General features: G+C 70.0%; 16 protein-coding genes. 10 read left to right on the top strand and 6 right to left on the bottom strand.

The window, feature by feature from the left end:
• Positions 1-155: 155 nt before the first annotated feature.
• The 5 genes from secD (at position 156) to ACSHT8_RS10890 (ending at position 7076) form a co-directional block, all read left to right on the top strand.
• A complete protein-coding gene (gene secD / locus ACSHT8_RS10910) occupies positions 156-1994 on the top strand; it encodes a protein translocase subunit SecD (RefSeq protein WP_436500242.1) in 1839 nt (612 codons plus the stop codon).
• A gap of 4 nt (positions 1995-1998) precedes the next feature.
• On the top strand, positions 1999-3216 hold the full coding sequence (secF, locus tag ACSHT8_RS10905; RefSeq protein ID WP_436500240.1) for a protein translocase subunit SecF: 1218 nt from the start codon (positions 1999-2001) through the stop codon (positions 3214-3216).
• Between the two features lie 4 nt (positions 3217-3220).
• Positions 3221-3739, top strand: coding sequence for an adenine phosphoribosyltransferase (locus ACSHT8_RS10900; protein ID WP_436500239.1), 519 nt, complete (start codon positions 3221-3223; stop codon positions 3737-3739).
• Positions 3740-3844: 105 nt separating this feature from the next.
• On the top strand, positions 3845-6151 hold the full coding sequence (locus tag ACSHT8_RS10895) for a RelA/SpoT family protein (protein WP_436500238.1): 2307 nt from the start codon (positions 3845-3847) through the stop codon (positions 6149-6151).
• A gap of 49 nt (positions 6152-6200) precedes the next feature.
• A complete protein-coding gene (locus ACSHT8_RS10890) occupies positions 6201-7076 on the top strand; it encodes a hypothetical protein (protein WP_436500236.1) in 876 nt (291 codons plus the stop codon).
• Here ACSHT8_RS10890 and ACSHT8_RS10885 read toward each other — a convergent pair.
• Positions 7039-7719 carry a helix-turn-helix domain-containing protein gene (locus ACSHT8_RS10885; protein ID WP_436500235.1) on the bottom strand — a complete coding sequence of 227 codons (681 nt, stop codon included), beginning with the start codon at positions 7717-7719 and terminating at the stop codon, positions 7039-7041. The two genes, ACSHT8_RS10890 and ACSHT8_RS10885, sit on opposite strands and share 38 nt — an antisense overlap.
• 300 nt (positions 7720-8019) lie before the next feature.
• Here ACSHT8_RS10885 and ACSHT8_RS10880 point away from each other — a divergent pair, with 300 nt between their 5' ends.
• The 3 genes from ACSHT8_RS10880 to ACSHT8_RS10870 are packed head-to-tail and all read left to right on the top strand — an operon-like array spanning position 8020 to position 18327.
• Complete coding sequence (locus ACSHT8_RS10880) at positions 8020-16767, top strand: SpvB/TcaC N-terminal domain-containing protein (protein ID WP_436500233.1); 8748 nt, start codon at positions 8020-8022, stop codon at positions 16765-16767.
• Positions 16768-16770: 3 nt separating this feature from the next.
• Entirely contained in the window at positions 16771-17388 is a 618-nt protein-coding gene (locus ACSHT8_RS10875) for a hypothetical protein (RefSeq protein ID WP_436500231.1), read from the top strand.
• A gap of 18 nt (positions 17389-17406) precedes the next feature.
• Positions 17407-18327: a hypothetical protein gene (locus tag ACSHT8_RS10870; protein ID WP_436500229.1), complete on the top strand. Its 921-nt coding sequence runs from the start codon at positions 17407-17409 to the stop codon at positions 18325-18327.
• Here the strand turns inward: ACSHT8_RS10870 and ACSHT8_RS10865 are convergent.
• Both ACSHT8_RS10865 and ACSHT8_RS10860 read right to left on the bottom strand, forming a co-directional pair.
• Complete coding sequence (locus ACSHT8_RS10865; protein WP_436500228.1) at positions 18324-19085, bottom strand: peptidylprolyl isomerase; 762 nt, start codon at positions 19083-19085, stop codon at positions 18324-18326. The genes ACSHT8_RS10870 and ACSHT8_RS10865 overlap by 4 nt on opposite strands.
• A gap of 2 nt (positions 19086-19087) precedes the next feature.
• Positions 19088-19966 carry a peptidylprolyl isomerase gene (locus tag ACSHT8_RS10860; protein WP_436500226.1) on the bottom strand — a complete coding sequence of 293 codons (879 nt, stop codon included), beginning with the start codon at positions 19964-19966 and terminating at the stop codon, positions 19088-19090.
• A 130-nt stretch (positions 19967-20096) separates the two neighbouring features.
• Here ACSHT8_RS10860 and ACSHT8_RS10855 point away from each other — a divergent pair, with 130 nt between their 5' ends.
• Together ACSHT8_RS10855 and ACSHT8_RS10850 are read left to right on the top strand one after the other, a co-directional pair.
• On the top strand, positions 20097-20807 hold the full coding sequence (locus tag ACSHT8_RS10855; RefSeq protein ID WP_436500224.1) for an MBL fold metallo-hydrolase: 711 nt from the start codon (positions 20097-20099) through the stop codon (positions 20805-20807).
• A gap of 2 nt (positions 20808-20809) precedes the next feature.
• On the top strand, positions 20810-21442 hold the full coding sequence (locus tag ACSHT8_RS10850; RefSeq protein ID WP_436500222.1) for a hypothetical protein: 633 nt from the start codon (positions 20810-20812) through the stop codon (positions 21440-21442).
• Here the strand turns inward: ACSHT8_RS10850 and ACSHT8_RS10845 are convergent.
• From ACSHT8_RS10845 to ACSHT8_RS10835, 3 genes are read right to left on the bottom strand one after another with little or no spacing between them, the layout of a single operon-like run.
• Positions 21439-23184 (bottom strand): gamma-glutamyltransferase family protein, encoded by a 1746-nt coding sequence (locus tag ACSHT8_RS10845; RefSeq protein WP_436500220.1) that lies wholly within the window; start codon positions 23182-23184, stop codon positions 21439-21441. The genes ACSHT8_RS10850 and ACSHT8_RS10845 overlap by 4 nt on opposite strands.
• Positions 23185-23192: 8 nt before the next feature.
• Positions 23193-24437 carry a YibE/F family protein gene (locus ACSHT8_RS10840; protein WP_436500218.1) on the bottom strand — a complete coding sequence of 415 codons (1245 nt, stop codon included), beginning with the start codon at positions 24435-24437 and terminating at the stop codon, positions 23193-23195.
• A gap of 28 nt (positions 24438-24465) precedes the next feature.
• Positions 24466-25050 carry a TetR family transcriptional regulator gene (locus ACSHT8_RS10835; RefSeq protein WP_436500216.1) on the bottom strand — a complete coding sequence of 195 codons (585 nt, stop codon included), beginning with the start codon at positions 25048-25050 and terminating at the stop codon, positions 24466-24468.
• Positions 25051-25054 lie beyond the last annotated feature (4 nt).

The raw sequence follows: 25054 nt of genomic DNA, 5'->3' as shown, positions 1-25054 counted from the left end.
CTGGGTTCACTTCGCAAGAGGTACGCTGCGCCCTCACCCACATGTGTGACTCGGGTGCGGGCGCAGTGTCATGACCGCCATGCGCAGGTCAACCGCGCTGCCCGCGCGGGAGGCACACGTGCACATCCGAAGCTAGCCGAGGAGACGGACCGACCGTGGCACCACCGGCCGGGCAGATCCGCCCAGGACGCTATCTGGCGTTCTTCGTAGCAATCGTCGCTGTCCTGTACGCCCTCGTGTTCTTCACCGGGGACGGCAAGGCGAAGCCCAAGCTGGGCATCGACCTGCAGGGTGGTACTCGCGTCGCGCTGACCGCGCGCACGACGAGCGGCGATCCGTCCAAGGAGTCGCTGAACCTGGCGCGCGAGATCATCGAGACCCGCGTGAACGGGACCGGTGTGAGTGGCGCCGAGGTCGTCCTCGACGGCAACAACATCGTGATCACGGTTCCGGGTGAGAACGGCGAGCGCGCCAAGGACCTGGGGCAGACCGCGCAGCTGCGGTTCCGCCCGGTCCTGCAGGCGATCCCGGCCGGTCCGCTGCAGCAGGAGCAGACGACGCCGCCGACCAGCGGCGCGCCCACCTCCGGCGCTCCCACCTCGGGCGCGGCGCCGACCTCGGCTCCGCCGTCGGCCGGCGCCCCCACGTCGAGCGCGGCGCCGCAGGGCCGTCCGGCTCCGGCCAAGGCCGCGCAGCCGACGTCGCAGCCCCCGGCCCCGACGACGTCCGCGGCCCCGCCGTCGGGCACCGAGCAGCCGCCCGCGCAGCTGCCGACCACCGAGGCGTGCACGAACTACTCCAAGCTGCTTGCCGACCCGAAGGCGGAGAAGGGCGCGGTCATCACCGCGGCCAAGACCTGCCGCCAGGACCCGAAGATCGCCCCGAGCAAGGGCGCTGACGGCGCCGAGGTCCCCGCGGACCAGTCGGTGCAGCTCGCCGCGCTGAGCACGCTGAGCTGCGGTCCCGGCAACAAGGACCCGCTGGTCGGCAACGACGACCCGACGCAGCCGGTCGCCACGTGCGACCAGGACGGCAACGAGAAGTTCATCCTCGGCCCGTCGTTCCTGGAGGGCAAGGAGATCAGCAACGCCACCGCCCAGGTCGACCAGGGCGGCGTCGGCTACGTGGTCAGCCTCAGCTTCACCGGCACGGGTGCCGACATCTGGTCCAAGTACACCGCCGCGCACGTCAAGGAGCGCGCCGCGTTCGTCCTCGACACCGCGGTCGTGTCCGCGCCGACCATCCAGGGCGTCATCAACGGCGACACCCAGATCACCGGCGGCGAGGGCGGCTTCAAGAGCTCCGAGGCGAACAAGCTGGCCAGCGTGCTGAAGTTCGGCTCGCTGCCGCTGTCGTTCGACGCCTCGGAGGCCGAGACGGTGTCCCCGACGCTGGGCCTGTCGTCGATGAAGGCCGGTCTGCTCGCCGGTGGTATCGGTCTGCTGCTGGTGTTCGTCTACTCGCTGTTCTACTACCGCCTGCTGGGCGTGCTGATGATCCTGTCGCTGGCCCTGTCCGGCCTGATCGTCTTCGCGGTGCTGGTGCTGCTGGGCCGCTGGGTCGGGTTCACCCTGGACCTGGCCGGTATCGCCGGGTTCATCGTGGCGATCGGTATCACCGCGGACTCGTTCGTCATCTTCTTCGAACGACTGAAGGACGAGATCCGCGAGGGCCGGTCGTTCCGGTCGGCGGTGCCGAAGGCGTGGGTCCGGGCGCGGCGCACGATCCTGTCGGCCGACGCGGTGCAGTTCCTCGCCGCCGCGGTGCTCTACGTGCTGGCCGTCGGTCAGGTCAAGGGCTTCGCGTTCACCCTGGGCATGTCGACGGTCCTCGACCTCGTCGTCGTGTTCCTGGTGACGCACCCGCTGGTGGCGATGGCGTCGAAGTCCAAGCTGCTGTCCAACTCGAAGCTGTCGGGCCTCGGAGCCGTCCAGCGGCCCGTGGCGCGCAAGGCCGCGCCGGTCGCCGGTGCCGCCGCCGCGAAGGAAGTGTGACGACGTGTCCAACAAAGAAAGCGTTTTCACTCGCCTCTACGTGGGCAACGGCGCATTCGACATCGTCGGCACGCGCAAGCGCTGGTACATCATCTTCGGCGGCCTGGTCCTGATCTGCCTGCTGTCGATCACGTTCCGGTGGTTCAACCTCGGCATCGACTTCGAGGGCGGCACCAAGATCTCGATGCCCGCCGCGAGCGCGACGGGCCCGATCTCCACCGACCGGGTCGAAGAGGTCTTCAAGGAAGCGGCGGGCAAGGAACCGGCGTCGGTGCAGAAGGTCGGCACCGGCAACGACGCGACCATCCAGATCAAGTCGGAGGCGCTGCCGATCTCCGAGGTCACCGAGATCAAGGCCGCGCTGTTCGAGCAGCTCAAGCCGCAGAACGCCAGCGGTGAGTCCAGCGCGTCGCAGATCAGCGACAGCGCCGTGTCGGGCACCTGGGGCGGCGAGATCAGCAGGCAGGCGCTCATCGCGCTCATCGTGTTCCTGGTGCTGGTGACGATCTTCCTGGTGCTCTACTTCGAGAAGTGGATGGCGATCGCGGCGATGCTGTCGCTGCTCCACGACATCGTCGTCACCGCGGGCATCTACTCGATCGTCGGCTTCGAGGTCACGCCCGCCACGGTGATCGGTCTGCTCACGATCCTCGGCTTCTCGCTCTACGACACGGTCGTGGTGTTCGACAAGGTCAAGGAGAACACCCGGGGCCTGCTGGGGCTGACCCGCCGCAGCTACGCCGAGGCGGCCAACCTCGCGCTGAACCAGACCCTGCTGCGGTCGATCAACACCGCGCTCATCGCGCTGCTGCCGGTCCTCGGCCTGCTCGTGGTCGGTGTCGGCATCCTCGGTGTCGGCACGCTGCAGGACCTGGCGCTCGTGCAGGCCACCGGCATGCTCGCCGCCGTGCTCTCCTCGATCTTCCTCGCCACCCCGCTGCTGGTGGACCTGAAGATGACCGAGCCGAAGTACAGGCAGCAGGCCGAGCGGGTCGCGCAGCGCAAGGCCAACCAGGCCCGCAAGGCCGAGTTGGGCGACAGCCTCAACGCCGCCGAGAAGGCCGAGTCGGAGCTGGACCTCGACGACGACGATGCCGTCCAGGCCGAGGTGCGCCGCGAGAAGGCCATGGCCATCGCCGCGGGCGTGCCGTCGCGCACCCCCAAGGCCAGCGACGCCAAGCGCAAGCCGGGCGGAAGGCCGTCGGGCAAGCGGAAGCGCTGACCGCGTGCTGCTGGAGAACGCACTCGCCCTGGTTCGGGAGGTCCCTGACTTCCCGGACCAGGGCGTTCTCTTTCGCGACCTGACCCCGCTGCTCGCCGACGGTGAGGCGTTCCGCGCCGTGGTCGACGCGCTGGGCCAGGGCATCCCCGCCGACGTGACGACCGTGGTGGCCCTGGAGGCCCGCGGGTTCCTGTTCGGCGCCGCGCTCGCCGCCCTGCGCGGCTACGGCGTGGTCCCGGTGCGCAAGCCGGGCAAGCTGCCCGCCGTGGCCGACCGGGTCACCTACGACCTCGAATACGGCTCGGCCACCTTCGAGCTGCCGGAGAACGCGCTGCGGCCGGGGGAGCGGGTCGTCATTGTCGACGACGTGCTCGCCACCGGCGGCACCGTCGAGGCGGCCGTAGGGTTGGTGGAGCGGGCGGGTGCGTCCGTGGCCGCGGTGGCCGTCGTCCTGGAAATCGGCGCGCTAGGCGGTCGCGGGCGACTAGGCGCTGTTAATTTGACAGCGCTCTTGGGCGTCTGACGAGGGCACTTAAGCGCCCCAGCGGAAGTTCGACACCCGTTCCGGCGTTATTCTCGATACCCGGGCCACACCAGTGACCCGGCGACCTAGTGCCGGGAGCAATGGGTGACCCACGACGTTGACAGCGCGGCGACGGGGGCCGGTGAGCCGCTGACGCCCGCAGGCCGCGAGCCGTCGGCCACCCGTCGCGTCCGCGCCCGGTTGGCCCGCCGCATCACCGCGCAGCGCGCGGCCCCGGTCAAGCAGGTGCTCGAGCCCCTGGCCGCGGTGCACCGCGAACTGCACCCCAAGGCCGACCTCGCCCTGCTCCAGCACGCCTACGACGTGGCGGAGGAAGCCCACCGCGAGCAGCGGCGCAAGTCCGGCGACCCGTACATCACCCACCCGCTGGCCGTGGCCACGATCCTTGCCGAGCTGGGCATGGACACCACGACGCTGGTCGCGGCGCTGCTGCACGACACCGTCGAGGACACCGACTACTCCATCGACCGGCTGCGCGCCGACTTCGGCGACGAGGTCGCCCACCTGGTCGACGGCGTCACCAAGCTGGACAAGGTGCAGCTCGGGTCGGCCGCCGAGGCCGAGACCATCCGCAAGATGGTCATCGCCATGGCGCGCGACCCGCGCGTGCTGGTCATCAAGCTGGCCGACCGGCTGCACAACATGCGCACGATGCGGTTCCTGCCGCCGGAGAAGCAGGCCAAGAAGGCCCGCGAGACCCTGGAGGTGCTGGCCCCGCTGGCCCACCGCCTCGGCATGGCCACGGTCAAGTGGGAGCTGGAGGACCTGGCCTTCGCCATCCTGCAGCCCAAGAAGTACGACGAGATCGTGCGGCTCGTGGCGAACCGGGCGCCGTCGCGCGACACGTACCTGCGCACGGTCGTCGACCAGCTCGGCGCCGACCTGGGCGGCTCGCGGATCACCGCGAAGGTCGAGGGCAGGCCGAAGCACTACTACTCGATCCACCAGAAGATGATCGTCCGCGGCCGCGACTTCGACGACATCCACGACCTGGTCGGCGTGCGCATCCTGGTCGACGACGTCCGCGACTGCTACGCCGCGATGGGTGTCGTGCACGCGCTCTGGCAGCCGATGCCCGGCCGGTTCAAGGACTACATCGCCCAGCCGCGGTTCGGGGTGTACCAGTCGCTGCACACCACGGTCATCGGGCCGGACGGCAAGCCGCTGGAAGTGCAGATCCGCACGCACGAGATGCACCGCACCGCCGAGTACGGCATCGCCGCGCACTGGCGCTACAAGGAGACCAGGGGCACCCACAGCGGCGCCGACGTCGACGAGATGGCGTGGATGCGCCAACTGCTCGACTGGCAGCGGGAAGCCGCCGACCCCGGCGAGTTCCTGGAGTCGCTGCGCTACGACCTGGCCGCGCGGGAGATCTTCGTCTTCACCCCCAAGGGCGACGTGGTCACCCTGCCCGCCGGGTCGACGCCGGTCGACTTCGCCTACGCCGTGCACACCGAGGTGGGCCACCGCTGCATCGGCGCGCGGGTCAACGGCAGGCTCGTCGCGCTCGAGCGGAAGCTGGAGAACGGCGAGGTCATCGAGATCTTCACCTCGAAGGCCGAGGGCGCGGGGCCCTCGCGCGACTGGCTGGCCTTCGCCGGGTCGCCGCGGGCGCGGGCGAAGATCAAGCAGTGGTTCGCCAAGGAGCGCAAGGAAGAGGCGATCGAGGCAGGCAAGGACGCGATCACCAAGGAGGTCCGCCGCGTCGGGCTGCCGATGCAGCGGCTGGTGTCGGCCGAGTCGGTCAACGCGCTGGCCCGCGAGCTGCGCTACCCCGAGGTCAGTGCCCTGTACGCGGCCGTGGGGGAGGGCCACACCTCCGCCAGGCATGTCGTGCAGCGGCTGGTCGCCCTGCTCGGCGGGGTGGAGCACGCCGAGGACGAGCTGGCCGAGCGCTCGACGCCGTCGACCATCACGCGCCGCCGCAGTTCGGGCGACGCGGGCGTCATAGTCAAGGGCGCCAGCGACATCTGGGTGAAGCTCGCCCGCTGCTGCACCCCGGTCCCGGGCGACGACATCCTGGGTTTCGTGACCCGTGGTGGCGGCGTCAGCGTGCACCGGACCGACTGCACCAACGCCGACGACCTCATGGACTCGCCGGAGCGGCTGCTGGAGGTCGAGTGGGCGCCGTCGGAGTCGTCGGTATTCCTGGTCGCCATCCAGGTCGAGGCGCTCGACCGGCACCGGCTGCTGTCGGACGTGACGAAGGTGCTGGCCGACGAGAAGGTCAACATCCTGTCGGCCACGGTGACGACGTCGCGCGACCGGGTGGCGGTGTCGCGGTTCTCCTTCGAGATGGGCGACCCGAAGCACCTCGGGCACGTGCTGAAGGCCGTGCGCGGCATCGAGGGCGTGTACGACGTGTACCGGGTGACGTCGGCGTCCTGACGTCCGTTTCGTTCAAGACGGCGGCGGCGTACGGGCTTACGTTGGTCGGGTGACTTCTTTCGCCCTTGCCTCAGATTTCGTCCTGCGGACCGCCCGGCTGCTCGACCGCCGCCGCTTCGAGTTCCTGTTCGGCGGCGGCTCCGCGGAGGCGGTCCTCGCCGCGCTCGCGCCCTACCGCAACGCCGACGGCGGCTACGGCAACGCTTTGGAGCCCGACGGCCGCGGCCCGGGAAGCCAACCCGTCACCGTCCTGACGGCGTTGAACATCCTGTACGAAGTGGACGCGACCCCTGATGGCGTCGCCGACTACCTGGAGTCGGTCACCGCGCCGGAGGGCGGTGTCCCCTTCGTCCATCCCAACGCGACGGACTTTCCGCGCGCGCCTTGGTGGGAAGTGCCCGCCGAGTACACGGGTTCGCTGCTGCCGACCGCGAACCTGGTCGGCGCGCTGTGGCGGGCGGGTGTGGTCCACTCGTGGGTCGACCGGGCCGCGGAGTTCTGCTGGCCGCGCATCGAGTCCCTGACGGACACCCACCCGTACGAGGCGCTGGCGTGTGTCGAGTTCCTGGACCACGCCCCAGACCGCGATCGGGCGGCACGCGCCGCCGAGTCGATCGGCGAGATCGTGCGGTCCCGGGGTCTGGCGCGGGTCGACGGGGTCGCGACCGTGCCCGACGGCTATGCCGAAGGCGAGTTGCACGATCCCCACGACTACGCGCCGTCCCCGGACAGCCTCGCGTACTCCTGGTTCACCGCCGACGAGATGGCCGCGAGCCTGGACAACCTGGAGGCGGCTCAGGGTGAGGACGGCGGCTGGCGGGTGCGCTGGCCCGCCTGGACGCCCGTGGTCGAGTTCGAGTGGGCGGGCTGGATGACCGTGCAGGCGCTCAAGACGCTGCGCGCCCACGGCCGAGAAGTCCGGTGAGCGTGGTGCCCGCGAGGGCTCTGACCTCGCGGGCCAGATGGGCCTGGTCGGCGAACCCGCAGTCGTAGGCGACCTCCCCGGCGGGCCTGCCCGCGCGGACCGACCTGAGCGCCCAGTCGAACCGCAGCACCCGGTGCAGCACCTTGGGCCCGTAGCCGAACGCGGCGGCGCTGCGGCGGAGCAGCTGCCGCTCGCTGAGGCCGACGACATCGGCGATGTCGCGCACCTTCCCGGTCCGCCCGGCCAGGTCCCGGATCGCGGCGACGGTGGGATCGGGCCGGGTGGGGAAGGCGTCGAGCAGGACCCGGTGCGGGTCGGGGGACTGGGCCAGCCGGTCGGCCAACTCGGCCGCGTCGGGCCGGAAGTCGGCCAGGTCGACCCGCCCGTCCCGGATCGCGTCGGCGGGCACGCCCACCGCGACCGCCCCGGGCAGGAACCGCAGCCCGACCAGCGTCCCCGGCTCCCCGACACCCACCTGCGCCGTGGTGTCCGGCCCGGCGACGAACAGCCGACCGCTCTCGCGGTGCCAGATCACGTCGGCGCAGCCGTCCGGCACGATCCGGTGCTCGGCGGGCTCCGCCAGAGTCCGCCGCCACAGACAGGCGATGCCCGCCCGGCCCGCGGAAAACTCTTGATAGCCCATACGGGTCACGATGCCACGCCCTACCGACAGTCCACGGAATGGAATGCCGGAGCGCGTGAGACGGGTCACCGGCATTGCCCCAAATCGGCGGATCGGAGGCCGGTTTCTGCGCTGAATGGCCTACGGGACAGCGGTTTCCGGCCGTTTGGCGACCCAGGTGCCCGGCAGCTTCCTGCCGGGGTCCTTGCCCACAATCTTTGTGAACATGTACGTTCACCGAGCGGTCGCCGGGGTGTTTGTAAGGCCGTGTTTCGCGGTTAGTGCCGTGTCTAATTCCGTTCTCCAGAGGGGGTCGGGGGCATGACTGTCCTCGCGTCGGCTCGTGCGCGCGTCAAGAGCTTGCTGTTGACCTTGGTCGTCGCGTTGGCGGCGCTGGGCGTGGTGCCGCCGGGGTGGGTCGCCGCGGCCGGGGCGCCTGGGCCCGCGGCGGGCGCGGACTCGGCGGTGACGGGGCCGGAGCATCCCGAGGGCACGTCGTTCAACCCCAACCAGATCAAGGACATCAAGGCCGCCGACCCCGGCGCCGGGGTGAACCTGGTCGACGCGCCGACGGCCAACAACAGCGGTGACGCGCGGCTGTCGTACCCGCTGGAGGTGCCGAAGGGCCGCGCGGGCCTGGAGCCGAAGCTGACCGTCGCCTACAGCTCGTCGGGCGCGAACGGCTGGCTCGGCGTCGGGTGGGACCTGAGCACGCCGACGGTGACGGTGGAGACCCGCTGGGGTGTGCCGCGCTACGACGCCGGTCTGGAGACCGAGACCTACCTGCTCAACGGCGAACAGTTGACCCCGGTCGCCCACCGGAGCGAGTTGCAGGCGCGTACCGCGGAGAAGGTGTTCCACTCGCGGGTGGAGGGCCGGTTCGACCGGATCGTGCGCCACGGCGACAGCCCGGCGAACTACTGGTGGGAGGTCACCGACAAGCAGGGCAGCCGCATGTTCTTCGGCGGCGGCGCGGACTCCACGCTGGCCGACGGCGCAGGCCGGATCGCCACGTGGGCGCTGCGGGAGATCCGCGACGGCAACGACAACGTCATGCGCTACCGCTACGCCAAGGTGAGCGACGGCGGCACGGTGGACGCGACGGTGCCCGGCACCAACCTGTACCCGCAGAAGATCACCTACACCGGCCGCGGCGACACCGACGGCCGCTACTCGGTGACCTTCGTCCGGGACCGCGAGCGTGGCGAGGCGCGCCGCGGCGACGTGCAGATCGACGCGCGGAACGGGTTCAAGAAGGTCACCGCCGACCTGCTGCGCCGCGTCGAGGTCAAGCTCGACGACCAGCTGGTCCGCGCCTACGAGCTGAACTACCGGACCGGGGCGTTCGCCAAGACGCTGCTGACGTCGGTGTCGCAGTTCGGCGAGGACAACCGCCTGTTCAACACCCACACGTTCGACTACTTCGACGACATCCGCGACCAGTCGGGCAACTACACCGCGTTCGCCGCGGCGGCGGGCTGGACCGTGCCGGACGACGACCTCGGGGTGAACATCCGCGAGGGCGAGGCCAGCGCGGTGTCATCGACCACCTCGGTCGGCGCGGGCGGCCACCTCTACGTGGGCTACAACCCGGCGGCCCCGGTCAAGAGCGGGTCGGTCGGGGTGAAGGTCGGCGTCAACGCGGGCGTCTCCGACGGCCTGCTGGCTTTGCAGGACGTCAACGGCGACAACCTGCCGGACAAGGTGTTCCGCAAGAACGGCGAGGTGTACTACCGGCCGAACCTGTCCGGTCCGACCGGGCAGCCCAAGTTCGGTGACACGCCGGTCAAGCTGACCGGCCTGCCCGGCATCTCCCGGGACACGACCCTGTCCGGCACCGCGGGCATCGAGGCGTTCCTGGGCATCAACGGCCAGCTGGATTACGTCTCGACCACCACGACCTCGGACCGCTACTTCAGCGACGTCAACGCCGACGGCATCACCGACCTGGTGAACAACGGCGGCGTCCTCTACGGCTACCTCGACGCGAACGGCAAGCCCGCCTACAGCGCCAACAGCGCGAACACCCCGGTCCCGGTCGGCTCGGGCGTGGCGACCGGCGAGATCGTCGGCGACCAGACCGCGGCGTTCGAGCGCGCGGTGGACAACTCGCCGCTGCTGGACAGCGTGCGCCGCTGGGTGGCGCCCTACGACGGCACGGTGCAGATCGACGGCCGGGTGCGCCTGGTGCAGGACGCCAGCCCGCAGCGCGCGGAGTACGAGAAGGCCGACGGCGTCCGGGTCACCATCCAGCACAAGGACACCGAGCTGTGGGCGCAGCGGATCGGGCCGGACGACTACATCGAGTTCGCCCCGACCGGCGTCAACTCGGTGCCGGTCCGCAAGGGTGAGGCGCTGTACTTCCGCGTCCAGTCCATTCTGGACGGACAGTACGACACCGTGGCGTGGGACCCCAAGGTCACCTATACCGGGCTGTCGGCGGGCAACGACGTCAACGGCCTGAGCAACACGGTGTTCGACGCGCAGCGCGACTTCACGATGGCGGGACGGCCATCGCAGGTCACCGCGCCGCTGAGCGGGACGCTGAAGATCACCGGCGACCTGGTGAAGTCGGCGGCCACGTCGGACAACGTGACCGTGCTGATCACGCACGAGACGACCGACTACGAAGGTCAGCCGGTTACCAATGAGCTGATCCGCAAGGTGCTGCCCGCCGCGTCCACCGGCACCACGCCCATCAACATCAACGTCACGGTGGGGGCGCGCGAGCGGCTGTCGTGGAAGCTGCTCGTGGACTCGCCGATCGACGCGACCGCGCTGCAGTGGGTGCCGAAGGCGCACTACACGCAGGCCTACGGCGTCGAGTCCGTTGTGGACTCCAGTGGCAACCCGACGATCGTGGTCAACCCGCCCTACGAGCTGAACCTGTACCCGGTCAACACGCTCACCGCGCCGCAGGGCTCCTACACCGCGACGAAGACGGGCACGCTCGTCATCGAGTCCAACATCCAGCTCAAGCCCAACTCCGAGAACGCGCGGCTGTTCCTCACCGCCAAGAAGCGCGGCGCGCTCGTGGGCAAGCGCACGATTGACCTCTGGTACGGCGCCGGGCTGCCCGCGTCCATGACCCGGCTCAGCGTGCCGGTGACCCAGGGCGATGAGCTGTTCTTCGACCTGACGTCGGTGAACACCAGGCTGCCCGGCCTGGTGAACACCCTGACCTTCCGGGTCAGCACCGACGGCGGCGCCACGTTCACCCAGGTCCCCGGCGCACTGCACGGCCCGGCGGACGCCGGCGCGTTCGCCCAGCCGTACCGCGGCTGGGGCGTCATCGGCTACCAGGGCAACCGGGATCGGGCCACCCGTCCGATCGCGCAGAACGAGCTCGTGCTCGACCAGTCCTACAAGGACTCGCTGCCGAAGGAGCCGGTGCAGGCCGACCTGGCCAAGTTCACCGCCGACCCGAAGGTCCCCACCCCGCGTATCACCGTGTTCGCCCCGCAGCCCGCCAAGGGCAAGTGGGTCGCCTCCGACGACACCACCTGGGTCGGCGGGGGAGCGGCGGCCAGTTCCCGCCTGGGCCTGGACACGATCGACATCGTCCGCGACAGCGACATCGCCGGGTCGACCGGCCTGCTGCGCCGCGGCCGCACCCAGCAGATCTCGACCACGCTGACCCTCGGCCCGTTCGGCGGCACCGGGGCGATCGGCACCACCGCGGGAGAGGTCGACTTCGTCGACATCAACGGCGACCGGTTCCCCGACGTCGTGGGCGCCAAGGAGATCCAGTACTCCGACATGAGGGGTGGCCTCGGGACCAAGCGCGGCACCCTCGGCGGCAACGTCCGCGAGTCGGACTCGATCTCCGGCGGCGTCTCCTTCTCCGCGGGCAGCCCGGCACGCACCCTCGCCACCGCGAGCGGCACCGACGCCCCGACCGGCGACAGCTCGGCGAACTCGGCCCGCACCGGCATCGAGATGCCCGCGCTGGGCATCGGCGGCAACCTCGGCGGCGGCGAGTCCGACGTCAGGTTCGACCTGACCGACATCAACGGCGACAGCCTGCCCGACAAGGTCTACGCCAACGGCGACGCCCAGCTGAACCTCGGCTACAGCTTCGCCGGACGCGAGCCGTGGCGCGGCGGCCCGGTCAACGACGCCTCCACCCGCAACATCGGCGTCAACCTGGGCTTCAACCTCGACAACTACGGCTTCGCGGGCGGCGTTTCCGCCACGCTGGGCAACTCGCTGACCAACGCCACCCTGGCCGACGTCAACGGCGACGGCCTGACCGACCGGGTGTTCAAGGACGGCGCGAACCCCGTCAAGGTCGCGATCAACACCGGCAGCGGCTTCACCGCGCCGACCCCGTTCCGCGGCGCGTTCAGCGACGTCGCCGTCGACAAGAACGCCTCCCTCGGCGGCGGTGTCTACTTCACCTTCGGCTTCCCGCTTGGCGTCGTCCCCGGCTTCATCGTGTTCAACCCCGGCATCGACGTCTCCACCGGCATCGGCCGCGCCGAGATCGCCCTGCGCGACGTCAACGGCGACGGCCTGGCCGACCACGTCAAGTCGACCCGCGACAACGAGATGCTGGTCGCGGTCAACAAGACCGGCCGCACCAACCTCCTGCGCTCGGTCTCGCGGCCGATGGGTGCCCGCATCGACCTGGACTACGCCCGCGCGGGCAACACCCAGGCCATGCCCGAGTCGCGCTGGGTGCTCTCCCGCACCGCGCTGTCCGATGGACGGCCGGGCGACGGCGCCGACACCCAGTTGACCACCTACCGCTACGAGCAGGGCCGCTACGACCGCCTTGAGCGCGAGTTCACCGGCTTCGGTCGCGTCATCACCGAGCAGCGCGACCCCGGGGCCGCGGACGCCCTCTACCGCACGACCACCGACGAGTACCGGATCGACGGCTACTACACCCGTGGCCTGCTGACCCGCAGCCTCACCGCGGACGGTGCGGGCCGCCTGTTCGCCGAGACGGTCAACACCTACCAGCTCCACGACACCGCCACCGGCACCGCGGCCGACCCGGCCAGCCCGACGGCGACCGCGTTCCCGCAGCTGACCCGCGTGGACAAGAAGTCCTACGAGGGCGCGGCGACGGCGGCGAAGTCGACCTACACCGAGACGGTCTACGACGGGTACGGCAACGTCGTGCGGTCGTTCGACGCCGGGGACTCCGGCGCCGCCGACGACCTGGAGACGACCTACGGCTACAGCGGTGCCGACCCGGCCTGCCGGGACCGCAACATCGTCGGCATCGCGCGCGACCTGCGCCAGCGGGCGGGCGACACGGTGCTGCGGCACCGCGAGGCGAACGTCGACTGCGTCACCGGCGCGGTGTGGCAGGTGCGCGAATACCTCGACGACCAGACGTCGGCGAACTCCGACCTGGAGTACTTCCCGGACGGGAACCTGCGGTCGGTCACGGGTCCGGCGAACAAGACCGGCCAGCGGTACAAGCTGGAGTACGGCTACGACACGGTCGTCGGCGTGCACGTCGAGTCCGTTGTGGACAGTTTCGGATATCGGTCGTCGTCGACGCACAACCTGAAGTACGGCGTGCCGGACCGCAACATCGACCAGAACAACCAGCCGCTGTCGATGTCGTATGACAGCGTCGGTCGGTTGGACACGGTGACCGGCCCGTACGAGGCGGGCAGCGGCCAGGTCACGATCGACTTCGAGTACCACCCCGAGGCGGCGGTCCCGTACGCCACGACGCGGCACGTCGACCGGACCGCGGCGGGGGTGCGCGCGGACACCATGGACACGGTCACCTTCAGCGATGGCCTGAAGCGGGTGCTCCAGACGAAGAAGGACGCGTCGGTCGCCGCGTCGCCGGGAGCGGCGCCGCAGCAGGTGATGACCGTGTCCGGGCGGGTGAAGTTCGACTTCCTCGGCCGCACCGTGGAGAAGTACTACCCGCTGACCGAGCCGAAGGGCGCGGCGAACACGACGTTCAACGCGGCGTTCGACACGGTGGCGCCCACCAAGGAATCGTTCGACGTGGTGGACCGGTCGGTGAAGACGGTGCAGCCGGACGGCGTCACCACGACCACGGCGTACGGGTTCGGCCAGGACCGGTCGGGCGCGACCCGGTTCGAGAAGACCGTGACCGACGGCAACGGCAAGCAGCGCCGCACGTACACCGACGGCCGCGGGGTGACCACGGCGGTCAAGGAGTTCAACGGTCCGGCGGTGATCTGGACCAGCTACGGCTACGACCCGCTCAACCAGATCACGTCGATCACCGACGACAAGAACAACGTCACCCGCGCCGAGTACGACGGCCTCGGACGGCGCACCGTGTTCGACAACCCGGACGCGGGCCGCACCGAGACGCGCTACGACCTGGCGGGCAACCCGACAGCGAAGATCACCGCGAACCTGCGGGCGACGGGCGAGGCCATCGAGTACGACTACGACTACTCGCGGCTGAAGGCCGTCCGCTTCCCGAACTTCCCGGGCAACAACGTCACCTACTCCTACGGCGCGCCAGGCGCGGCGGACAACGCGGCGTCGCGGGTCACCGAGATCCGGGACGCGGCCGGGACGGTCACCCGGGGCTACGGGCCGCTGGGTGAGGTGACCCGGGAGACGCGCACGATCAGCGCGGTCAACCGCTCCTACACGACCGCGTGGCGCTACGACGCGTTCAACCGGGTGCTGCAACTGACCTACCCGGACGGCGAGGCGCTGACCTACGACTACGACTCCGGCGGCCAGGTCACCCGCGCGACGGGGGCCAAGGGCGGGACGAACTACACCTACCTGGACCGGCTGGACTACGACAAGTTCGGCCAGAAGGTGTTGCAGCAGACCGGCAACGGGGTCCGCACCACCTACACCTACGACGCCGAGGACCGCAGGCTCGCGGCACTGAAGTCGGCCACGCCGACCGGGGCTACGTTCCAGAACCTGGGCTACACCTACGACAACATCGGCAACATCACCGCGCTGGCGAACACCGCGCCGCAGAACCCGGTGATCGGCGGTCCGAGCACCCAGACCTACGGGTACGACGACCAGTACCGGCTGACGTCGGCGTCCGGCCTCTACACGGACAAGAACAACCGGGCCAACAAGTTCACCCTGACCCTGGCCTACGACTCGATCCACAACACGACGAGCAAGTCCCAGCGCCACGAGATCGTCGGCGGCGTGCCCGCGTTCCCGATCGGCGCGGGGTCGCCTGGTCCGATCGAGCCGGTCGACGACCCGTCGAACCCGGCGGACGTGCAGGACAAGACCAGCTACGACTACGCGTACGTCTATGGGGGTACCAAGCCGCACGCGCCGAGCCAGGTCGGCCCGATCACCCACGCCTATGACGCCAACGGCAACGTCACGGACACGGTGAACACCGCGGCCGGGAACAAGCGCCGCCAGTTCGTGTGGGACGAGGAGAACCGCCTCGCCTGCAACATCGACTCGGGAACGACCGTCGGTCAGAACCCCGACGCCTGCGCGTCAGCCACGGTGTCCTATGTGTACGACGCCGCGGGCGACCGCGTCGTCAAGGACGGCGACGGCCTACACCTGTACCCCAACCGCAACTACAGCGAACGCGACGGCACAGGCTACAAACACGTCTTCATCGGCGACACCCGACTGACGACGAAGACAGTGGCGTCGGGTGTGGAGTCAACCCAGTCGTTCTTCCACGCCGACCACATCGGGTCGTCCGGGTACGTGACGGACACGTCGGGCGCGGTCATCGAACACCTGGAGTACTTCCCGTTCGGGGAGACCTGGGTGGAGGAGCGGACCGGGCAGGCGGACACGCCGTACCAGTTCACCGGCAAGGAACTCGACGCCGAAACCGGCTTGTACTACTACGGGGCGCGGTATTACAACCCGCGGACCCAGCTGTGGGCGGGCGCTGACCCGGCGTTGCCGGACTACCTCGACAAGGACGTCGCGGGGGGTATCACCGAACCCCGCAACCTGGCGGCGTACACGTACACGCACAACAACCCGGTCAAGCTGACCGACCCGACCGGCAAGTGGCCGAAGATGCCGTCGTGGAAGACGATCGGCCACACAACGCTGGACGTCGTCGGCATGGTCCCGGTCATCGGCGAACCCGCCGACCTGGCGAACGCGGGCTGGTACGCGACTGAGGGCGACTACGTCAACGCCGGCCTCTCGGCGGCTTCGGCGATCCCTGGAGCGGGTTACGCGGCCAACGCCGCCAAGTACGGCAACAAGGCCCTCGACGCCGCCCAGGCAGCCAAGAACGCCAACAACGCCGCCGACGCGGGGAAGGCAGCCAAGGCCGGCGACAACGCTCCCGCGCCCAAGGCCGACTCGCCGTCCTGCCACAGCTTTCCTGGGGCGACCCTCGTCCTGATGGCGGACGGGTCCCACAAGCGAATCGATGAGGTGCGGATCGGCGACAAGGTCATCGCGACCGATCCGCTGACCGGCCAGACCACGGTGCGGGAAGTCACCAAGACCTGGGTCCACGACGACGAACCGGAACGTACCGAGGTCACCATCGACATCGATGGGAACAACGGGACGGCCACCTCGACCATCACGGCGACGGACTGGCACCCGGTGTGGGTGACCGATCTCAACAAGTGGGTTCCGATCGGTGACCTGCAGGTGGGCTCCTGGCTGCGCACCTCGGCAGGAACCTGGGTCCAGGCCATCGCGGTCCGTCATTACACCAGCCCCGGTGAGGTCTACGACCTCACCGTCGACACGGTGCACACCTACTACGTCGCGGCCGGTGCCACTCCGGTACTTGTCCACAACTGCGGCACGGTGGACGTCCAGGTGTCCAAGAGCAAGTATCCAGAGTCGGCCCAACACATCGAGGACGCTCAAGCCGCCGGACACCCGTCCACCCTGACCATTGATCGTGGAGGGGCCGCGCAGAACCGCAAGGACTCACTGAACGGCATTCCCACCCAGCCTGGGAAGGATCGGGACGAATATCCGCCTGCGATGTTCAGCGAAGGCGGACAGGGCGCCAGCGTCCGGCATATACCGTCGAGTGACAACAAGGGTGCGGGCGCTTGTATCGGAAACCAATGCAGGCCATACCCCGACGGCACGAAAGTCAATATCCAGGTGGTACCTTAGAGTATGCCCAACAGCCTTGAGAAGCTTGCGTCGATCTGCGGTCCGGGACTCGGTCCGCAGATCGATGAGAGTCGATTCGAATTCGATCCGGCCCTTCTTCCGCTGTTGCGTCTCAAGAACGGCTGTTATGGTTTCGAGTCCGCCCTGCATATTTTCGCGTGGGGCGAAGACGTTGGCGAGACGAGTGGCGCTGAGTGGAATTCGACCGGACTGTGGCGCGGACTGTATCCAGACTTGCCTGCTGGCATTACGTTCTTCGCCGAGGACGTCTTCGGTGAACAGTTCTACATCGGGTCGCGTGGCATCTCCCGCTTCAATCCTGAAACGGGCGAGAGCGAAGCTGTGGCCGACAGCTTGGATGGATGGGCGGAATCGGTGCTCGGGGACCACCGGTCAGCCACCGGTTGGCCACTCGCGCGCGGTTGGCAGCAGCAGAACGGTGCACTTCCGGTGGGCAGGCGGCTACTTCCCAAGATTCCGTTCGTGGCGAACGGCCCGTTTGAATTGACGAATCTCTATTCCGCCGACGCGATCGAAGGGATGCGTTTCCGTGCTGACCTTGCCCGTCAGCTACGAGATCTGCCGGACGGGGCAACAATTCGTTTTAATGTTGTCGACTGACGGGCGTCGGTAGCGACGATGACCGCGACGGACTTCCCAATCGTTGACGAGATCCACTCTCTGGTGCGGGCCGTGTTCCCCTGGGTGGTCCGGCGTGACGACACGACCGTGTGGGTGGCGGGTGGCCGCCCGCTGGGCGAGCCGCTCGCCGAGTCCCGTGTCCGTGCCTTCGAGCAAGTGAACGGCGTCGAGTTGCCTGGGGAGTATCGCGCGTTCTTGACGCAGGTCGGTGATGGCGGGGTGGGGCCGGGAACCGGCCTCGAGCCGGTGGCGTTCTGGCGCTCGGTGGAGATGCCCGACCGTGTTCGCCAGATCGCTCTTGATGGTGCTGGACGGGCTGAAGTCATCGAGATCGCAGGTCATGGCTGTACGGATAAGACCTTTCTTGTGTTGAGCGGCGAGATGTATGGCCGCTTGTTCACCCGAATCGGCAGCGAGAATTCGCTGCCCGCACTCCACCCGGCCACCGACTTCGCGCGCTGGTACCTCGATTGGCTGGAGCAACTGGACCCGCGTCGCCCTGCCGAGCGCCGTCCGAGCCGCGAGCTGGTTTCCCTGCTGGATGATCGGTCCGACGAGCGTGCGCGCTGTGCCCTCGTAAAGGAGCTGGCGTCGGGCGATGATGCCGCGGTGATTGGTAAATGGCTCCATCGGGCCGCCACTAATGACTCGTCGCGGTCAGTCCGTGGGTTGGTCGCCGATTTGTTGGCTGACTTCCTGCCGGTCGCGGCGGCCCAGGAGGTGCTGTTCTGGATGATGGGCGACCCACACCGGCACGTGCGCAGGCGGGCGCTGGTCCAACTCTGCCGTATCACCGTCGGGTCTACCTGGCTGGAAGCTGTTCGAATTGCCCGGGCCAGCGGCGATGCGCTGCTCGTGGAAGTCGCGGACTCGCTGGAAGAGCGCCGCCAGTCGGGCCGCGTGCTAGGGCTGGCCTAGCTGGCAGCGGCGGTCTGGATCTTGACCGGGACGGTTGGGGCGCCGTCGTTCTCGCCGCGTTGTGGGGTGACTCCGCCGTTCGCGACCTTGTCCAGGACCGCCAGGCCCGCGTCGTCGATTGTGCCGAAGACCGCGTACGTCGGGGGGAGTTTCGAGTCGGCGTAGACCAGGAAGAACTGGCTGCCGCCGCTGTTGGGCCTGCCGGTGTTGGCCATGGCGACGGTGCCGCGGGGGTAGATCACCGTCTCGGCGACGCCGGAGGGCTTCAGGGTGCCGGGGTTTTCGTCGGGGACCGTGTAGCCCGGTCCGCCTGCGCCGCTGCCGGTCGGGTCGCCGCATTGGAGGACTTTGAGGCTGTCGGCCGACGTCAGCCGGTGGCACGAGGTGTTGTCGTAGAACTTCTTCGATGACAGGTGCAGGAAGCTGCGGGTGGTGCACGGCGCCGTGTCGGTCGTCAGCGAGATGCCGATGGCGCCGAGGTTCGTGGTCAGGGTGACCTTCGCGGGGGCGTCCTTGGCCCGTTCGGCGGGCTTGCCGACGTCCCGGCCATCCGGCGCGGGCTGACCCGGTGCCGTGGCATAGCGGCAGGACTTGCCGCCCGAAGTCCCAGGAGCCGACCCGGAAGCCGGAGCCGACCCGGAAGTCGGATCAGAGTCAGAAGAAGAGGGCGAATCCGCGCCGACCGGGCTGCCGGTCGTGGCAGTCGAACAGCCGGTGAGGGCCACGAACAGCAGCCCGATCAGCGCGGAGCGATTCACTGTCAGGCCACCGTCACGGACTTGATGGTGACCGGGTTCTTCGGGGAGCCGTCGCCGGGGGCGCCCTTGCTGACGGTGCCCGCCTTGGCGATCTCGTCGATCTTCTTCAGGCTCTCGGCCTCGACCGAGCCGAACACCGTGTAGTTCGGGGGCAGTTCGGCGTTGCCGTAGACGATGAAGAACTGGCTGCCGTTGGTGCCCTTGTTCGTCTGCGGGTTCTTGCCCGCGTTCGCCATCGCGAGGATGCCGCGGCCGTACTTGATCTCCGGGAAGACCTCGTCGTCGAAGCTGTAGCCGGGGCCGCCGCTGCCGGTGGCCGACGGGTCGCCGCACTGCAGGACCTGGATGCCCTCGGTGGTGAGGCGGTGGCAGGTGGTGTCGTTGAAGTACCCCTGCTTGGCCAGGCTCACGAAGCTGTTGACCGTGCACGGCGCCAAGGCGCGGTCCAGGGTGATCTTGACGTCGCCAGACCCCATGGCGATGGTGGCGCCCACGGTGCCCTCGGCCGAGACGTTCTCGGTCGGCGGGGCCTGGGCGGGCTTGGAGGCGGGCTTGCCCTCCTCGACCGGGTACGCGCAGGTGGCCTTCGCGGGCAGCGCCGTCGGGCGCTTGGGCACCGCGGCCAACTCGGTCGGGATGTTCGCCGGGGTGGCGACCTGGTCGGCGGGCGGCTCGCTCGGCGCGGTGCTGGCCGCGGGGTCGACCGTCGGGTCGTCGCTGCGGTTCGCCAGCCAGTAGATCAGGCCGACGACCAGCACGACGCCAACGACGGTGCCCACGACACCGAAGATCCGGCGCTTGCGCGCACGTTCGGCCCGGTTCGCCAGCTGACGCTCCAGCTTGCGCTTGGCCGCCTCTCTGCGCTGCTCGTTGCTCGGCACCTGGCACCCTCCCTGACCTACACGTTCCTGGCAGGCGCGCAGTCTATGGGGGACCCCGGTAAGAACTGTGTGGAGGTACCGCCGGATAGGCTGAGAGTAAGCAAAGAATTCCGTCGGCTGGAGGTCCACCGTGCTTGTCGTCGGGTTCCCGACCGGGGCCTTCCAGGCGAACTGCTTCCTCGTGGCGCCCGCGGAGGGCGGCCCCTGCGTGATCATCGACCCAGGTCAGGACGCCGAGGAGCCGATCGCGGCGGCGCTGCGCAAGCACCGGCTGTCCCCGGTCGCCGCGCTGCTGACCCACGGCCACCTCGACCACGTCTACTCCGTCGCCCCGGTCTGCGACGGCAACGACGTGCCCGCCTGGATCCACCCGGACGACCGCTACATGCTCAGCGACCCCCTGCGCGGCCTGAGCCGGGAGTCCGCGGCGTTCTTCGGCGGCTTGCAGCTGCGGGAGCCGCGCGAGGTCCGCGAGATGACCGACGGCGTGGAACTCGACCTGGCGGGCCTGAAGATGACCGTCGTCCACACGCCCGGCCACACCGAGGGCTCCGTCGTCTTCCGCTCGGCCACCGAGGAGGGCGGCCAACTGCTGTTCGCGGGCGACACCCTGTTCGAGGGCTCCATCGGCCGCACCGACCTGCCCGGCGGCTCGATGGCCAAGATGACCGAGTCGCTGCGCACCAAGATCCTCCCGCTGGACGACGAGACGGTCGTGCTCCCCGGCCACGGCGGGGCCACCACGATCGGCCGCGAGCGGGTCAGCAATCCGTTCCTCACCGGCATGGTCGACCTGACCGACCCGTCCTCCGCCCACCGCGGCCGCGGGCGGGGCATCTGAGCATGACCGAGCCCGCCCAGCCGGAACGCCTCCCGCTCACCCTCGCCGACCCGTCCAAGCGCCGCGGCTGCGCGGCCTGGGCGATCTCCCTTGTCTTCGGCGCCGCGCTCGGTGGCGTCGTCGGCCTCATCGCCGGCCGCGTCGCCGGACTGGTCACCGCCGCCGTGGTCGCCGGGGTCCTCGGCCTGGTGACCTGGGCGACGGCCCGCCGCACGGTCTGGCTCGACGGCCACAGGGTCGTGGCCAAGGCGATCGGCACGAAGTCCGTCGACCTGCACGCCGTCGACCGGCTGGAGCTGATCGTCACCGACGTCCGCGGCGTCCGCACGATCGGCCTGCTCGTCGCCGAGAAGCGCAAGACGATCAACGTGTCGCTGGCCGTCTACTCGGGCACTGGCGGCCGTGAGCTGGGCATCCTGCCGCTGCGGCGTCTCGCCGACGCGCTGGCGGGCAGCTCGAACACCGCGGGCCTGGTGTTCTCCCAGCTGCTCGTGGCCCAGCTGCGGGCCGAGGCCAGGGGAGAGGCGGCGCCGGAGCGTCCCCTGTTCCAGCTCGCGTCTGTCGCGCCGACGGGCAAGCTCGCGCAGCGGCTGAAGGCCGAAGCCGTCACCAAGTTCGTCGCCAACCTGCCCTAACGCCCGACCGCGTACCCCTGCATCCCGCGCGGGTTCGCCGCCGCCCGCAGCAGGCCCCCGCCGCGGCCGACCGCGCACATGCGGCCCAGCGACCACGGTCCCGCGTCCACCACGAGGTGCCCGCGTCGCCGCAGGTCGTCCAACGCCGCCTGCCCGACCCGCGACTCCACATAAGCCTCACCCGGGCTGGACGCGCGCGGATAGAACGAGCTCGGGAACGCGGTGGAGTGCCAGGTCGGCGCGTCGATCGCGGCCTGCAGGTTGAGCCCGCCGAGTGTGTGGGCCAGCCAGAAGCACAGCTGCCACTGGTCCTGGCCGTCCCCGCCCGGCGTGCCGAACGCCAGCGCGGGCTCGCCGTCGCGCAGCGCCAGTGTCGGGGTGAGGGTGATCCGGGGGCGTTTACCGCCCGCCAGCGAGTTGGGCAGGCCCTCGGTCAGCCAGAACATCTCGGCCCGGGAGTTGAGGCAGAAGCCGAGCGAGGGGATGGTCGGCGACGACTGCAGCCAGCCGCCGGACGGGGTCGCCGAGATCATGTTCCCGTGCCGGTCGACCACGTCGACGTGGACGGTGTCACCGCGCGTCCGGCCGTCGCGGCTGATCACGTGCTCGCCGACCTCGACCGACCGCGCGACTTCCCGCGGCGCGGGCGGCTCCGGCAGCCTCGGCACCCGTCCGCCGGGCGATCCCGGGCGCAGCTCCAGCGAGGCCGTGTCGCCGACCAGCGCGCGCCGCTCGTCGGCGTAGGACCGCGACAGCAGGTCGTCCAGCGGGACATCGGCGTCGCCGTACCAAGCCTCCCGGTCGGCGAACGCGAGCTTCGCGCACTCCAGGACGGTGTGGACGGTCGCCGCCGTGGGCACGCCATCCACATAGGACAGCTCGAAGCCCTCCAGCAGCCGGAGCTGTTGCAGGAGAACAGGTCCCTGGGTCCACGGCCCGCACTTCGCGACGGTCCACTCGCCTTGGTCGACCGTGACCGCGTCCTCGTAGCTCGCCGACCAGTCCGCCAGATCCTGGCCGGTCAGGAAACCCGCGTGGTCGCGGCCGGAGCTGTCGCGCACCGCCGTTCGGCAGAACGCGTCGATCGCCTCGGCCACGAACCCCTGCGACCACGCGGCCCGCGCGGCGTCGACGCGTGCCTCCCGGGTCGACCCGACCGCCTCGGCCAGCAGCCGTTCCCAGGTGTCGGCGAGGACGGGGTTGCTGTGCCGGTCGCCGGTCACGCCGAGCCAGTGCGCCGACGTCGGCCAGTGGTCGGTGAACAGGTCGCGCACCTGGTCGATCACGGCGCGGATGTTCGGCACCACCGGGAAACCGTCGCGCGCGTAGGCGATCGCGTACCGCAGGACGTCGCGCAGCTCCTTGGTGCCGTGGTCGCGCAGCAGCAGGAGCCAGGCGTCCCACGAGCCCGGCACGGTCGCGGCCGGCAGCCCGGTGCCGGGAACCAGGTCGAGCCCCAGGTCGAGGTAGCCCTCAATGTTCGCCGCCGCTGGAGCGACGCCCTGGCCGCAGAGCACGCGCGGCGTCGGGTCGCCCGCCGTGGTGAACAGCGCGGGCACCTCCCCGCCCGGCCCGTTGAGGTGCGGCTCGACCACCTGCAGCACGAAGCCCGCCGCCACGGCCGCGTCGAACGCGTTGCCGCCGTCCTCCAGCACCGCCATGCCCGCCGCCGACGCCAGCCAGTGCGTCGACGAGACCATCCCGAATGTGCCGACCAGCTCCGGCCGGGTGGTGAAGCGCATGGCGGCTCCTACTCCTCGTGGACCGCCACCCACGCGGCGATCGCGGTCGTGACCGGAACGGCGGCGACCAGCCCGATGCTGCCCACCAGGGTCCGCACGATCTCCTGCGCGATCGACTGCGAGCCCAGGATCGTGCCGAGCCCGACCCCCGAGATCGACGAATACAGCAACACCGGCAGCGCGGCACCCGCGTACGCCATGACCAGGGTGTTCACCGCCGACGAGACGTGGTCGCGGCCGATGCGGGTGCCCGCGGCGTAGAGCTCGCGGAAGCCCAGCGCCCGGTTGGCCGCCCGCAGCTCCCACACCGCGCTGGTCTGGGTGACCGTGACGTCGTCCAGCACGCCGAGCGCGCCGATCACGATGCCCGCCAGCAGCAGGCCGCGGGTGTCGATGGGGCTGCCGAGCGAGCCGACCAGGTTGGCGGTCTCGTCGTCCAGTCCGGTCAGCTTCGACGCGGCGGCGAACACCGCGCTGAGGACGCCGATGAGCCCCAGACTGACCATCGTGCCGAGGACCGCGGTCGTCGTCCGCGCGGAGAGGCCGTGGGTCAGATACAGCACCACGAACATGATCACCCCGGCGCCCGCGATCGCCACGAGCAGCGGGTTCTCGCCGCGCAGGATCGCCGGGAGGATGAACAGCAGCAGCACCGCGAACGTCGCGCCAAGCGACACCAGCGCCTTGAGACCCTGCCAGCGGCCGAGCAGGAGCACGGCGGCGGCGAACAGCGCGGCCAGCACCGCCAGCGGCGCGCCGCGCTGGAAGTCCACGAGCTGGTAGGAGCCGCCGCTGAGCGGGTCGCCGCCGCTGTAGGCGAGCACGACGTCGTCGCCGACGGCGAAGCGCGGGGTGCTTGGCTCCAGCGGGATCGTCGTGCGGATGTCGCTGCCCGCGGCCTGCCCGTCGGACATCATCACCGTGACGGTGAGGCACTGCTTGTCGTCGCCGCCCTCGCCGCACGGTCCCGCCTCCGCGGCGGTGATGGAGCCGAGGACGGCCTGCTGGCCCACGTCGCCCGGGCCGTCGCCGGTCGGGAAGAGCAGCGCGACGCCGACGACCGCGGCCAGCGCGAACGGCGCCACCAGCGCGATCAGCAGCCTGCGCACCCGCGCCGAAGCCGGGGAGGCCGGGCCGTGGCCGTGGCCGTGGCCCGCGGGGATGTCGGGTTCCCGCTTGCGACGGCGGCCCTCACGGGCGGGTTCCGCGTCGGCCGGGACCCGCGGGATCGGCTGTGTGTCCCAGTCATCCACCGCGCAATCCTCTCAGGACCGCGCGGCCTCACCCGGCCAGGACCCGCCCGGCGATCCAGGCGATGTCGGCCGCCGTCTGCTCTGGCGTCCCGGACGGCTGCATGACGTGGCTCAGCACGAGCCGGACCACCATGTCGATCACCGCGCCGCGCTCGCGCTCGTCGAGCGGCAGGTCGTAGGGCCGCAGGCGCTCCGCCACCACGGTCTTGGCGGTGTCGAGCAGGGACTCGGCGTTGGTGGTCAGCAGCGGCAGCAACTCGGTGTCGGCGCCGTGGGTGGCCGACACGATCGCGTGCAGCAGCGTGTTGCCCTGGGCCAGTTCGAGCGCGCCCCGCACGGCGTCGGTGATCGCCGGGAGGAGGTCGCCGGGATGGTTGTCGAACGCCTCGTCGACCACCGCGAGGAAGCGGGCCAGCTCGTCGAGCACCATCGCCTCGGCGAGCTGCGGCTTGGAGCCGATCTCGTTGTAGACGGTCTGGCGGCTCACGCCGACCATGTCGGCCAGCCGGGACATCGTCACCGACGCCCAGCCGGACGTCACGGTCAGCTCGGCCGCGGCCGCGACGATGCGCTGCCGGTGGGGGGCCAGGTCGGCCGAACTGACCGTGGTCATGACC

Origin of the sequence: Actinokineospora sp. HUAS TT18 (genome assembly GCF_051364635.1) — a bacterium.
Taxonomy (GTDB): domain Bacteria; phylum Actinomycetota; class Actinomycetes; order Mycobacteriales; family Pseudonocardiaceae; genus Actinokineospora.
Note: the sequence above shows the minus strand (reverse complement) of the source record. Positions and strands in the feature narration are given on the sequence as shown.

Coding starts and splice junctions, on each gene's coding strand:
- ACSHT8_RS10885 (WP_436500235.1), bottom strand. CDS start 7,719: ATGGGCTATCAAGAGTTTTCCGCGGGCCGGGCGGGCATCGCCTGTCTG.
- ACSHT8_RS10880 (WP_436500233.1), top strand. CDS start 8,020: ATGACTGTCCTCGCGTCGGCTCGTGCGCGCGTCAAGAGCTTGCTGTTG.
- ACSHT8_RS10875 (WP_436500231.1), top strand. CDS start 16,771: ATGCCCAACAGCCTTGAGAAGCTTGCGTCGATCTGCGGTCCGGGACTC.
- ACSHT8_RS10870 (WP_436500229.1), top strand. CDS start 17,407: ATGACCGCGACGGACTTCCCAATCGTTGACGAGATCCACTCTCTGGTG.
- ACSHT8_RS10850 (WP_436500222.1), top strand. CDS start 20,810: ATGACCGAGCCCGCCCAGCCGGAACGCCTCCCGCTCACCCTCGCCGAC.
- ACSHT8_RS10845 (WP_436500220.1), bottom strand. CDS start 23,184: ATGCGCTTCACCACCCGGCCGGAGCTGGTCGGCACATTCGGGATGGTC.
- ACSHT8_RS10835 (WP_436500216.1), bottom strand. CDS start 25,050: ATGACCACGGTCAGTTCGGCCGACCTGGCCCCCCACCGGCAGCGCATC.